This window comes from Rhodopirellula bahusiensis (assembly GCF_002727185.1).
Classification (GTDB): Bacteria; Planctomycetota; Planctomycetia; order Pirellulales; family Pirellulaceae; genus Rhodopirellula; species Rhodopirellula bahusiensis.
This window is the reverse complement of sequence record NZ_NIZW01000029.1, coordinates 1-12,703: the sequence shown is the minus strand read 5'-3', so window position 1 is coordinate 12,703 and position 12,703 is coordinate 1. Positions and strand designations below refer to the sequence as shown.

Annotated in this window: 10 protein-coding genes; 6 read left to right on the top strand and 4 right to left on the bottom strand. The window is 54.6% G+C overall.

Annotated features, from left to right (window positions below):
• Positions 1–133: 133 nt before the first annotated feature.
• Both CEE69_RS26575 and CEE69_RS26570 read right to left on the bottom strand, forming a co-directional pair.
• Positions 134–301, bottom strand: a complete 168-nt coding sequence (locus CEE69_RS26575) for a hypothetical protein (protein WP_233215673.1) — start codon at positions 299–301, stop codon at positions 134–136.
• A gap of 298 nt (positions 302–599) precedes the next feature.
• Positions 600–980, bottom strand: a complete 381-nt coding sequence (locus CEE69_RS26570) for a GxxExxY protein (RefSeq protein ID WP_233215672.1) — start codon at positions 978–980, stop codon at positions 600–602.
• 708 nt (positions 981–1,688) lie between these two features.
• Here CEE69_RS26570 and CEE69_RS26560 point away from each other — a divergent pair.
• Together CEE69_RS26560 and CEE69_RS26555 are read left to right on the top strand one after the other, a co-directional pair.
• The gene (locus tag CEE69_RS26560) at positions 1,689–2,192 is read left to right on the top strand and encodes an RNA polymerase sigma factor (RefSeq protein ID WP_099263610.1); all 504 of its coding nucleotides are present in this window, start codon (positions 1,689–1,691) and stop codon (positions 2,190–2,192) included.
• Positions 2,182–2,772, top strand: a complete 591-nt coding sequence (locus tag CEE69_RS26555; protein ID WP_099263609.1) for a hypothetical protein — start codon at positions 2,182–2,184, stop codon at positions 2,770–2,772. Before CEE69_RS26560 ends, CEE69_RS26555 begins: the two co-directional genes overlap by 11 nt.
• A gap of 25 nt (positions 2,773–2,797) precedes the next feature.
• On the opposite strand, the gene CEE69_RS26550 is transcribed toward CEE69_RS26555, so the two are convergent.
• Both CEE69_RS26550 and CEE69_RS26545 read right to left on the bottom strand, forming a co-directional pair.
• Entirely contained in the window at positions 2,798–3,862 is a 1,065-nt protein-coding gene (locus CEE69_RS26550; protein WP_099263608.1) for a zinc-binding metallopeptidase family protein, read from the bottom strand.
• A gap of 162 nt (positions 3,863–4,024) precedes the next feature.
• Positions 4,025–5,479: a RecQ family ATP-dependent DNA helicase gene (locus tag CEE69_RS26545; RefSeq protein ID WP_099263607.1), complete on the bottom strand. Its 1,455-nt coding sequence runs from the start codon at positions 5,477–5,479 to the stop codon at positions 4,025–4,027.
• A gap of 354 nt (positions 5,480–5,833) precedes the next feature.
• Between CEE69_RS26545 and CEE69_RS26535 the strand changes: the two genes are divergently transcribed.
• The 4 genes from CEE69_RS26535 to CEE69_RS26505 all read left to right on the top strand — a co-directional run.
• Entirely contained in the window at positions 5,834–7,291 is a 1,458-nt protein-coding gene (locus CEE69_RS26535) for an SDR family oxidoreductase (RefSeq protein ID WP_099263606.1), read from the top strand.
• Positions 7,292–7,407: 116 nt separating this feature from the next.
• On the top strand, positions 7,408–8,034 hold the full coding sequence (locus CEE69_RS26530) for an SOUL family heme-binding protein (RefSeq protein ID WP_099263605.1): 627 nt from the start codon (positions 7,408–7,410) through the stop codon (positions 8,032–8,034).
• Positions 8,035–9,891: 1,857 nt separating this feature from the next.
• Positions 9,892–11,538 (top strand): DUF262 domain-containing protein, encoded by a 1,647-nt coding sequence (locus CEE69_RS26515; RefSeq protein ID WP_099263602.1) that lies wholly within the window; start codon positions 9,892–9,894, stop codon positions 11,536–11,538.
• A gap of 552 nt (positions 11,539–12,090) precedes the next feature.
• Positions 12,091–12,703, top strand: a 613-nt coding sequence (locus CEE69_RS26505) for a thioredoxin family protein (protein WP_099263601.1), incomplete at its 3' end; no start/stop codon positions are given.

The following is a 12,703-nucleotide window of genomic DNA, read 5'->3' as shown; positions in this document are numbered from 1 at the left end:
CGGCAATGTTTGCCTCCGGGCGGCTGGCCCGAATCGTCATCCACGCATGGTCACGCAATGACGGCATTCCAAACCAGCGGGCAACTTTAAACGCGGAGAAACGGAGGAGCGGAGTTTCGCGGAGAGAGGTGCGTCATCCACTCGGTTTTGCGCCGCCGTATCGGTTGACGATGCGATGCAGACCGTCGATCAACTTTGCTTCATGAAAATTGATGAGCAGCAAGCGTCCAGATTCATCAAACGCAAATAGAACAAGCCAACGATACACTTCGATCGCGGCTCCAATGATTACGTTAGTCACGTCATTCGATTCCATCTCAATTCCCACCAGCTCGAAACGCTCCTACCCCAACTCCGCGAAGCTTCGCTCCTCCGTCACTCCGCGTTTCAAGATTCGCGTCGATCAAAAACACCACGTTCCAATTGATCGGCCGTAAAAGATTCCAACACGCCCTTCGGAAAGACGGCAATGCTTGCCTCCAGGCGGCTGGCCCGAATCGTCATCCACGAATGGCCATGCAATGACGATATTCCAAACCAGCAGGCAACTTTAAACGCGGAGAAACGGAGGAGCGGAGGGTCGCCGAGAGAGGTGAGCGTCAACTTGGTTTGGGGCCGCCGTATCGGTTGACGATGCGATGCAGACCGTCGATCAACTTTGCTTCGTGAAAATTGATGAGCAGCCCAACATTGAGATTCATTAAACGCAGGTAAGACAGAGTCTGCGTTTTATCGATGGGGTGGATTTGAGTTTTCGCTTTGAGTTCAACGACGACCAGTTCCTCCACCAATAGATCAGCTCGAAAAGCACACGGTTCGTGCAGATCGTCGTAATCAATTGCGACCGGTTTCTCTTCCACAACCGCCAAGCCTCGCTTTCGAAGCTCGTAGGCCAGGCAACGCCGATAGACATGCTCCAAGAGCCCCGGGCCGAGTCGGCGATGCACTTCGATCGCGGCTCCAATGATTACGTCAGTCACATCATTCGGTTCCATCTCAATCTCCAATGGCTCGAAACGCTCTCACTCCAATCTCCGCGAAGCTCCGCTCCACCGCCACTCCGCGTTTCAAGATTCGCATCGATCAAGCTCGCCCCGTTGCAATTGGTCGGAGGTCAAAGATTCCAACCCACCCATCGGAAAGACGGCAAGCTTTTTCCTCCGGGCGGCTGGCCCGAATCGTCATCCAATGACGACATTCCAAACCAGCGGGTAATTTAAAACGCGGAGATGCGGAGGGGCGGAGCTTCGCGGAGAGAGGTCAGCGATCAACTCGGTTTGCCACCTCCGTATCGCTTGACGATGCGATGTAGACCGTCGAAGAACTTTGCTTCGTGAAAATTGTTGAGCAGCAAGCATTTAGATTCATCAAACGCAAAGAAGACCAAGCCAACGAAGCACTTCGATCGCTCCACCAATGACCACATCGGCCAACTTCATTTGATTCCCTCTCAAACACCACCGATTCAATACACTCTCCCCTCAATCTCCGCGAAACTCCGCTCCTCCGCATCTCCGCGTTTCAAGATTCGCGTCGACGATACGGAAGCTTTCCCTACCACGGCTCTCGTCCCCCGGAAAACGTTCAAAAATTGAGGGGAGTCTGCTCTTCTTTGTAAGATCCCGCCACTCACTCGCGACTAGTTCATCAGAGTCACCAAGTCTCTCACTCGCTTTCCATGATCTCTTATGAATCCACGCCAGCAGGAACGACAGCTCCAGGTTTGGCTGGAGAAACATCAAGGCTTGTTGCTCAAAGTCGCTCGTTCTTTCGCTCGCAACCGACATGACCAAGACGACCTGTTGCAGGAAATTGGATTGCAGCTTTGGCGTTCGATTCCAAACCTGAACCCCGATGTCGCCGAGTCCACCTGGATCTACCGAGTCGCGTTGTACACCGCCATCAGCTGGACTCGCAAAGATTCCAAGCATCGCGAAAAGCGACAAACACTTGCCGAAGAACCGATCGCGAACGAGCCCAACCCGGATCCTCGCGTGGATTGGTTGTACGAAAAGATTGCCGAACTGAATCCCATCGATCGTTCGCTCGCCTTGATGATGCTCGACGGAATCCAGCACCGTGACATCGCCGAAACACTCGGTCTTTCAGTGACCAACGTTGGCGTCCGCCTGCACCGCATCAAGAAACATTTGTCCTCGCTCCTCGACCAGGAAACCACCAATGAACTTTGACGAAATTCAACTGATTTGGAACTCCCAAGCCGCGACCAAAGAATCGCTCGAGCGTGAAAGCATTCTGCTTGCGGTGGTCGAAAAAGAACAATCGCTGCGACGCCTCACCGCCATCACGGATGGAGTCATGATCGCAACGCTGTTGTTTGTCGCCGTGATGTTCTTTCGTGATCCCGTTTTGCAGGGACACGATCTGGTTTTGATCCTTCCTGGCATCGTATGTCTCGCTGCCGCCGGCTGGCTATTCAAATGGCGAAGGGATCGCCAACATCGCCACCTTGGCTTTGAACAATCCTTGCGGGGGTTGATCGACAAATCGATCGATGGCCTCGATGACCGCATCTCTCAAATGCGCAACTTTGTTTGGTGGTTCGCCGTCCCAAACGTGTTGGGACTGATCATCGCCCTGTTCATCATCGATCCCGCCCGACGATACTTGCTGTACCTCGTCTTTGGTCCCGCCTTTGCGATTTGCATGGGACTGGCCATTTGGCAAATCAACCGAGAAATTCGCTCAAGGCTCTTGCCTGAGAAACAACGTTTCGAGCAACTGCGAACTCAAATGACAAACGATCAGTGAGATGGCTGGTGCTCCCAAACAAATCTCACGATTTCAGATCCGCACCCGTCAGCCGAGTCAAGACTTTCAAGACCGCCTCGACACTGGACAGGTTGGCTGTTTCGGTTTGGGTGTGATAGGACGAAGTTGGCAACTGCAACGTTGTTCCGGTGACCTCGCCATTCGTCGCGTCGATCAATCGTCCAAGCTCCGTCCGTCCGATCGAGCTTTGCTTTTCGCGAGTCTTGTTCATCTCAGTCACGTATTCGTCTTTGAATCGATGCGTCACCTTCAATTGATCGCAGATCTCTCTTAGTTCGGTTGTCACGGTGGGCTCAAACTCGGCCACCGAGTCGCGATTGCGAAGCACCACTTCTTGTGCGTTCAAGTCTTCTTGGGTTGGAAAGGGACTGGTGTCCAACACGACCAACCGCTGAGTCTTCAAATCAAATCGCTGGAACCACTCCGCAACGTATCGATAGCTCCGCCCGCATTCTTCGCCAGCCGTGAAGAACGCCGTCCCACGAAAACCGCGACGAATCATCTCGATCAAGATCGCGACCGATACGACGTTGTCGAGCTGGGCTGAGATCTGCCCGTCGTCTTCTCTCAGTCGATCGACAAAAGAAACGGGTGTTCCTGGTTGAAGGAAGTCCAACCCATCGATGTCGAAGATCAAGTTCTTTCGGCGCGGGCAAATGAAGGATTCCGTGATCGTGCCTTGACCGAGATAAGATCCCGCGTAGGGCGTGTGAGCCTGCACACGTTGGCCGCGAAAACGGCCGGCGATCAACTCCATGAACTGCTCCGAAATCGAATCCCCATTCAGCTCCCCGCGGTTCCCGGCAATGAACGCCGCGTATTGGAACTCACGCGGCCCGGTGCACAGCAATCCATGACGATCGACGTGAGCGGAGAGATAGTTGCTTTCCGGTTCGTCTCCTTGCGCCACCAGCAGCCCGTGGTAGCGAGTGATCGTCACCGGAAACTCTTCCAACTCGCGGCGCAGCACCCGAAAGAACGCGTCCTCCACGCCCACAACAGACGGCTCACGAATGAGTGCCCGAAGCAGATGCAAAAAACCTTGAAGCGAGTCGTGGGAACGTTTCATGAACTGGACTGGCGGAAGCGGCTGCGGCCTTCGTGTTGGAAGACCACAACACCTGGGTTGAGAAGTGTTTGGACAATGCCTATATGCCGTTCCAGCCAACCGCACAATGGCAGCTGCAAAAGAAAACCGGCCGCCGGTTTCAACGCGTCTCCCACCAGCCCCTCAAGCACTCGCGGACGCGACAGTTCCACACTGATCGCACAGACAATCCGAGCCCGTCGTTTCGCTGACGCCAAAGTGTTCACGAAGCGATTGCCACCGGCACCTGGACGACTCGGCAAACTCCACCATCTCACGTAGCGCCACCTGGCGATCCTCGGATCTCACCCGAGTCGCTTCCTCCAGCCGATCAGCCATACGGTGCTCGAGTTCTTCGACAATCAAACGCCATCGACCTCGTCCGGCGGGAGCAACGATGCCGCGAGACGACAACAACTGAAAACAGTTCTTCAACGTGACGCGGCCGAGCGGACTGATCGGGGCCAGCTTCGACAAAGCCACCTCGCCGTCTTTGCCAATCTCGTTGACTCCGCGAACCAGCGTGTGATGCGCCGTCATGATCTTGCTCGCCTCCATCATCCCGCCCGCAAACATCTTCCGCAGATCCACATCGGACGGGTCATACAACAGCGTGCAACGCGATCGCTTGCCATCTCGCCCGGCTCGTCCCATCTCTTGATAGTACGACTCCAACGAACCCGGCAACTCAACATGGATGACTTGTCGGAGGTCCTGCTTGTCGATTCCCAATCCAAATGCGTTGGTCGCAAACATCACGCTCGGGCGACCATTCATGAACTGCTCTTGGGCTTCCGCACGCTCGGCCTTTCGCATTTTGCCGTGGTAGCACAATCCACCGAATGATTTCGCCAACTGGTCAGCCGTCTTGGTCGTTCCGCAATAGACAATCGCTGGCTCGGTGCGTTCCAGCATGCCCTCGATCTCGAGAGCACGATGCAATTCCTTCAACTTGTCCTCCGCCGAGTAGCAGCGAACGACTTCGATTCGAAGGTTGGGTCGGTCGATTCCGGTTCGAACAATGGTTGGATCGTTCAAACGCAGCGAGCATCGCACTTCATCGAGTGTCCGTTCCGAAGCGGTTGCGGTGAGCGCGGCCAGCGGCGGATTGCCCAACCGCTCGCGAATGGATGGCAAGCACAAATAGTCCGGACGAAAGTCGTGCCCCCATTGACTGACGCAATGAGCCTCATCGACCACCATCAAACCAACTCCCACGCCCGCGAGCAATTCGCAGATGTCGGTTTTCTGAAGTCGTTCCGGCGTCGTGAGAACGAACTTGACCTCTCCCGCCGAGATCTTTGAACGAGCGGACTCGATCTGTTTCGCCGTCCGGGTGCTGTTGAGCACGACCGTTGGCTGACCAGCCTCCTTCAGATGTTCCGCCTGATCTTTCGCGAGCGATATCAACGGGCTGACCACCAACGTCACTCCATCGCGAAAAATGCCAGGCAGTTGGTAACACAGACTTTTGCCAGCCCCGGTTGGCATCAACACAATCGTGTCCTTGCCAGCCACAATCGACTCGCAAGCCTCGCGTTGACCGTGACGAAAGGATTGGAACCCGAAGCAACGATCGAGGTGAGCGAGAAGATCCATCGTAGAACAGTAGGAGGCTGGCGGCGATTCAGACGCCGACGAGCGGCACATGGTCAGCCAACTTCGCAAAGCCCGTGCCAACTCCCCGGCAACCGGCGGATCCTTTCTGTGGATGAACCATGTCGCCACCTGTTCCTCCCGCGAAGCAACGCGTGAACAATAAGTGATGTAGCGGAAGGGCGCGAGCCCTCCGGTTCCTCACCGGGCGGCTTGCGCCACACCGCTAACATCGTCACTGATTGTTCACGCGTTGCTAACCTTTCTGCAGAGCGTTGACGGCCGCGAACAAACTGCGGCGAAAAGAATCGCACGTCACAACGCACAAACTCCAGTCTCCTGAACCCGGTTCAGTTCATGTCGGAATCTGCTTCTCGCAACGAACGCATCCTGGTTTGCGGTGCCACCGGCTATGTCGGAGGACGCCTGGCCAGACGGTTGCTGGAAGAGGGCTACCAGGTGACTTGCCTCGTACGAAGTCCCGAAAAGCTGACCAAGTTTTCTTGGGGACAACACGAGCGACTCACCGTCGTCCAAGGCGAACTGGAAGACACCGAGGCCACTCGACGTGCTCTCGAGAACATCGATGTGGCATACTACCTCGTTCATTCCATGCAGTCCGCCAAGGGTGAATACGCTCAGCGAGACCGTGAGCTAGCGACCGGTTTCCGAGACATCGCCCAGGAATCTTCGTGTCGACGAATCATCTACCTCGGTGGGCTGGGCGAGTTGGGTGCGGACCTTTCCGAACACCTCGACAGTCGACACGAAGTCGGAGAAATCCTGCAATCCGGCCGGGTGCCCACCACCGTGTTCCGCGCCGCGATGATCATCGGTTCCGGGTCCGCATCCTTTGAAACGCTGCGATACTTGGTGGAACGTTTGCCGATCATGGTCACTCCCAAGTGGGTCAAAACCGAAACCCAGCCCGTCGCGATTCGTGACGTCCTTCGCTACCTCGTCGCTTGTTTGGATGTGGACGAAACGGCCGGCAAGACCTTGGACATCGGCGGCCCCGACGTCATGTCGTATCGCAATGTCATGCAGGTGATGGCGGAGAAGCTGAAACTGCGTCGCCGAATCATTTTGCCGGTTCCCGATTTGACTCCTTACCTCAGCAGCCTCTGGATCGGTTTGGTGACGCCGGTCAGCAGCAGCATCGCCCGACCACTCGCCGAAGGATTGAAGAACCGCACCGTGTGCCGGAATGATGACGCGGTGCGATTGATGCCTGGTGAATGCCTGGGCATCGAAGCCGCGATCGAAGCCGCGTTGGGTAAAACGCAACAAGGCGATATCGAAACACGCTGGTCCACCGCGGGCAAAATCCCGGGCGATCCAGACTGGTCCGGGGGAACGACGTTGACCGACCGTCGCGAAATCACGGTCGAAGGTTCTGTGGAGCAAACCTTCGCGGAGATTCGATCGATCGGCGGAGCCAATGGATACTGGGGCGCCGGTTTCCTCTGGCAAGTTCGCGGTTGGATGGATCAAGCGATCGGCGGTCCCGGTCTACGACGAGGCCGCCGCCATCCGCGTGATTTGCATTACGGCGAAGCGGTCGACTTTTGGCGAGTCACGAAACTGGTTCCCAACGAACGCCTGACCTTGCGAGCCGAAATGAAGCTGCCCGGCGAAGCGGAACTCGACTTCCAGTTGGAACCGTCCGGGGCAGAAACAACACAAGTCGTCATGACCGCAAGGTTCCGTCCCAAGGGCTTGCTGGGACTCGCCTATTGGTACGCGGTGTTGCCGCTGCACGGCCTCGTCTTCCCCGTCATGCTTCGCGGAATCGCGAAAAACGTTAGGGGGTAGCCTCCCGTGTTGAACGAGCTCGATTCGATCGAACTAGCCAGCCATCTATCGTTCATTGGCCGACGATTCGCTTTCCGATCTGTCGCCATCAACCAGCGCAGACAAAAGGCAATCCGATGTCCCGTCGAAAAATCATGACTGTCGCAACGATCGCCGTTTTGGTCACCGGCGGAGTGTTCCTGCTGAGCCGAACCACGCGAGCGGGTTACGAATCGGCGGAATACAAAGTCATCGAGTCCGACGGCGAGTTCGAAATCCGCGAGTATCCCGATCTGATGCTGGTCGCAACGAAAACCAAGATCGATGCTCAAGGCCGAGACGGCAGCTTCATGAAGCTCTTTCGCTACATCTCGGGAGCCAACGAAGCCGAGCAAAAGATCTCCATGACGACTCCCGTCTTCATGGAAAACGACCAAGCCGATTCCGAAGTCCAGATGGGATTTGTGATGCCCAAGGAAGTCGCGGTCGAAGGCGTTCCCTCACCAACCGGTCCCAACGTCGATGTCCGCAAACGAGCCGGCGGACGCTTTGCCGTGCTCCGATTCCCCGGCAAGTTGGACAAAAAGCTCGCCAAGGAATCCGAAGCCAAACTACGAGCCTGGATGGAGACCAAGGGTCTGACCGCAGCCGTCAACGAAGACGATGAGTCGAACAACACTAGCGGAGTCGAAGCCGCTTCCTACGATCCGCCCTTCACTCCCGCGGCTCTGCGTCGCAACGAAGTCCTGATCCGGTTGAAGTAGTGAGCGGCCCGCTACAATGAAAGGATGCCGTTCAACAATTGCCAGCAGTGTCGTCGTCTCTTTCATTTCCTGGAACCAACGCATCGCGTTGACTCCGTAGGAAATTGGCCGAGTGATTTGGACTCGCTTTGTCCAGAATGTCGACGGATGATCCTCCACAGCCAACATGGATCCAAAGCAGCCGAGGACAAACCGGTCGAAGGCCAGTCGGAAGATACGAAACGCTTTGACTTCGGGGAGTGAAAACCAGCCGCGGGTTCCCGCGCGCGATAGCGGTGCCGTAAGGAACCGTTCGGAATCAAGTTCGGCTGTAGCGGAGCGGCGCGAACCGCCCGGTGTGTCACCGGAGGGCTCGCGCCCTTCCACTACCTTTTGAATCCCGAAGTTGTTTCCGAATGGTTCCTTATCGGGAAGAGTTTGACGAATGGTTCTTCAGGTTGGTTTGCCCAACTTCCAGGTGGGAAGATCAGTCGAATCAGTCTGACAAGACAGTCCTTCTGCGGGCCTCTTCTCGTCGGCAGCGACCCCGTCAACTGTTTGAGCAGATCGGCAGGAATGTTCGGGCATCAGCATGTGATGCCGCTTGGGCGATAGCCTGGACTGCGAAATGTTTGGCGTTGACAGCGTTTTAAGCTGCGGAGGTTTTGCTCCTCGACTTCGCCCCAACGGGGCAGCCCTACGCCAGCCCAGGGCAACGCCCTGGGTTTGGCGGGACCAAGATTACAAAGCCCCAACGGGGCGGTCCTAGCGGGTTTTGGGGAGTCTTTCTTAGGGCCGCCCCGTTGGGGCTTGTGTCGGAATCTCCGTAACGAAACCCCAGGCGATGCCTGGGGCTATCTTAGATCTGCCCCGTTGGGGCGGAGGAAAGAACAGAAACCAACAACGCATCTTCCGCGTCAACACCAAACATTTGGCAGTCCAGCGTTCGCCCCGGTTGGACGTGGAAGCAACCACGCTTGCCAAGACATTTCAAATGCCGAAAGACATTTGCCGACCTGTTGCGGGTGAAGCAGGTAAGCAGGAATGATTGGGTTTCACCTTGTGAGCCGTTTGGGCGTTAGCCCCGGTTTTGCGTGGGAACCGTGGCTAACGCCAAACGGCTCACATACCCGATGACACCTGCGTACCTGCTTAAAATAAAACAGCCTTCACGGACTTCGGCCTTTCGCTCCACCCACCAATGAGTCCGCACCTTGCTAGACGACTTCGATCTTTTCGGCGATGTGAGCGGATCCGACAGTTCCATTGGCTGTGGAGGGCTGATGTTCACATTCGCCCTCGCTGCTCTCCTGTTCATCATCGTTTCGGTTTGGATGTCGTGAGAGCATTTTCATCTTGCGGAGTTGCACCAGCCCAGGCGGATTCCCATCCACCCAACTCCGCGTCGGTCAAACACACCTCCGCACCCAAACCCACGTGATCTCGCACGCACCGGTATTGGCCACCGGAGCAGGTTCCTGGCAATTGTTTCAGCGCGTCGGTGTCTCCGCTTTCGAGACATCGAAGCAACTTCGGCCGAACGCTTCGAGGTAGCGGACGATGCAACCGCGGTGCGTTTGAGCAGCGAAGAACCAGCAGCGGTTTCGGCCAACCAAATGCATCTTGAGTTCCAGTGCGGCCACTCGGGCAGGTTAAAGATCTTCGTCTAACCAAGTAGGCGTTTGCGCCCACCTCCGGGACTTCGCAGCCCACCAGATGCTCAACCAGAATAAATCAACGAAGGACAAGCAAAATTTGGCATTGTTAGGTCGATTGCACACCCAAGGTTAATTGGAGCTATTCGTTACTGAGCCATCCGGTAAACTGGTAGTACTCCAAAGCTAGGTCTGCCGCGTAACAACGAGTGATGAAACAAAAATGCAAGATTTAAAGGGAGAGACACTACAGATCGGGAAGCTGTTAAGCCGCGATTTCTTTTTTCGAGTTCCGGACTACCAACGACCATTCTCTTGGGAAGACGATCATTTTCACGACCTGATCTCGGACTTAATCGAAGCCTCTCGAGAACAAGAGTATTTCTTAGGAACCATCGTTCTCCAAAGAAAAGATGATCAAGGCAACCACGACATCGTTGACGGTCAGCAGCGACTGACTTCGCTGCTAATTTTGCTTGCTTGTCTTCGAGATTTAGTTGAGTCGGAACAACACAAAAACGGAATTCAAAAAAAGATTGTGCAAGAGCCTGACGTTGTCGACGACATCCCAAGGAAGATCCGCCTTGAAGTAAAGGATCGAGAAATATTCAATAAATTCGTGGTGGCTCTTAACGGTACTACGCAGGAACTGCGTGAGAAAGATCTTCCGGAACCGGAGTGGCGGTATGCTCGCGCTGTTAAAGTCTTCCGAGAGAAGATTGAAGATCTTTCGGAGCGAGACAGGCAATTACTCATTGAATTCATCAATCAAAAGTGCGTCGTGATCTGTCTCGCCGCAACCACCTTCGATGACGCATTTCGTCTCTTTACTATTGTAAATGATCGTGGCAAACAACTGCGCAGAATTGATGTATTGAAATCACTCAACATTGCACCAGATGTTATATCGAAGGACACTGTCAGGAGTCGTCTTGCACAAAGATGGGAGGAACTGGAGAAGGAACTTGGGGAAAAACGTTTTGAGAGTGTCTTTCACCATATTCGGCTCATCCTACTAAAGGACAAGCCCCAACAAGATCTTCTCAAGGAGTTCGAAAAACGAATCTTCAAAGCGAGAAAACTGCAGCAGGGAGAATCGTTTTTTGACTTGGTGTTCTGTTATTCGAAGATTTACGCTGCACTATTTGTCGATCGAGACTTTGTGTCCGATCAATCTGTCCAAGGTCGCAAGTTCATTTCACTACTCTACGTAATGGACAAGGAGTTTCCTGCGTCTGAGTGGCGAGCGTGTTTAATGGAATTTGCCAAGCGTTTTGACGACGAGGACGCGATTCTATCCTTTCTCCAGAGGATAGAAAAGATCTACTTGGAACAATGGGTACTCGGCGTTCGAAAGGATGAGCGATTTGCCGTCTATGCCAGGCTATTAGGGGCCATTGACACGGCAACGAATGCCGAGGGCGTATTGAGTGAAATGCCGTACAATCGTGACGCCATTATTGAGGCTTTATCCGCTGGCAAAATCTACGGCGCCGGGTTTGCCAAATACGCGTTGCTAAAGCTGGAACTACTATCGTGCGAGTTCGATGTGCTAAAGCTTTTTGATGCCAAGTCAATTGAGCATGTGCTTCCGCAAAATCCTGCGTCGGGGAGTGATTGGCTTGAGTGGAATGATGCAGACTCCATGCACGAGTATGTCAATTCAATTGGCAATCTGGTCCTCTTGAGCAAAAGCAAGAACTCGTCGGCAGGGAATTTCGATTTGGCTCGAAAAAAAGCCAAGTATTTGGAGGCAAGGGTGACGGACTATCCACGAAGCGTTGAAGTCCTCGCATACGAGAGATGGGACCGAAACGTTATTGAAACCCGCACAAGCAACGCCGCAGAAATTTTCCTGAACGACATCTAGTAAACAGCCTTGTCAACGCATCTTCATCGGTCAACATCAATCGGGGTTCTGCTCGGTAGTTTCGCTTGCCATTGACGCCTAAAAGTGTTGACTTCGATCATCCGAATGCCCATCCAATTGGAGTTCGATATAGGTACAGAAAATGACACGCCGCTAGAGTGGTCTTGCCCCCCAGCTCATTGACCGAAGTGAGTTCAGGCAACATCAAACCGACGGAGGTTGGACAAACTTCAGTGTCTAATGCAGTCTACGAATGGCACGTGGTGGCGGGGACCGAAGCGAGTTTCGGAGCTATCTTTTGCACGCGCCGGTGCACCGAGTTTTGGACCGCCAGAGCGGAACGATGCTCCATGTCTCGTCGCCTGCTTCCGATTCGCCCACGATTCTCCTTCGAAATCGGGCGGAGTGCGGCGACGATTTGTTCGCTGAACTGCGGGCGGATCTGAATCGGCAATGCGTGAAAGATCTTTTTTTGAAAATCGGTGTCGGGCAGCGAGGGAAAATGGCGGGGGTCAGGTAGAGGACTTACCCGACCGTCAATCGAGAACAATCATGAACGACACCAAATCGGACCTTCCGCCCGTTGAATCGATGGATCCAAGCCCGCAGCCAAAGCCCCTGTTTCATTTTTGGCGTTGCTTCTGGCTGACATTTCTTGTGGTGTCGCTGGGCTATGCTTGGCATTGCTTCTACGTTCCCGCGAACGAGATTGCTTGGGCAAATGACTACGCCTCGGCGAAGCAGCAAGCAGCCAAGGCTGACAAACCGATTCTTCTCTATTTCACTGCCAACTGGTGTGTTCCCTGCCGGGTCATGAAGCGTCAAGTTTGGGCCGATTTGCAGGTGAAGGAATTGGTCAATGCGGAGTTTGTTCCGGTAGCAATCGACGTGGGCGATCCGGAAAACGCGGAGGTCATGGCGACTTACGCCGTTCAAGGTCCGCCGGTCACCATCGTTTGCGACTCACAAGGAAATGTGTTGGATTGGCGAGCAGGACGAATCAGCAAACCGGTCTTCCTCGAATTGCTTGATTCGTCGCATTCGCTGAACGGTGGTTTCGAAGCCACTCAACCTGATAGGGGTAGGGAAGTCCGGTTGAGCCGGACTCCCCTCCCTCAGAACCGTACGTGCGGTTCTCCCGCATACGGCTCGCCAGTCAGTGGGT

What these genes read in the sequence shown, in the direction of transcription:
- CEE69_RS26560 (WP_099263610.1), top strand. Translation starts at nt 1,689, where the DNA reads ATGAATCCACGCCAGCAGGAACGACAGCTCCAGGTTTGGCTGGAGAAA.
- CEE69_RS26555 (WP_099263609.1), top strand. Translation starts at nt 2,182, where the DNA reads ATGAACTTTGACGAAATTCAACTGATTTGGAACTCCCAAGCCGCGACC.
- CEE69_RS26550 (WP_099263608.1), bottom strand. Translation starts at nt 3,862, where the DNA reads ATGAAACGTTCCCACGACTCGCTTCAAGGTTTTTTGCATCTGCTTCGG.
- CEE69_RS26545 (WP_099263607.1), bottom strand. Translation starts at nt 5,479, where the DNA reads ATGGATCTTCTCGCTCACCTCGATCGTTGCTTCGGGTTCCAATCCTTT.
- CEE69_RS26535 (WP_099263606.1), top strand. Translation starts at nt 5,834, where the DNA reads ATGTCGGAATCTGCTTCTCGCAACGAACGCATCCTGGTTTGCGGTGCC.
- CEE69_RS26530 (WP_099263605.1), top strand. Translation starts at nt 7,408, where the DNA reads ATGTCCCGTCGAAAAATCATGACTGTCGCAACGATCGCCGTTTTGGTC.
- CEE69_RS26515 (WP_099263602.1), top strand. Translation starts at nt 9,892, where the DNA reads ATGCAAGATTTAAAGGGAGAGACACTACAGATCGGGAAGCTGTTAAGC.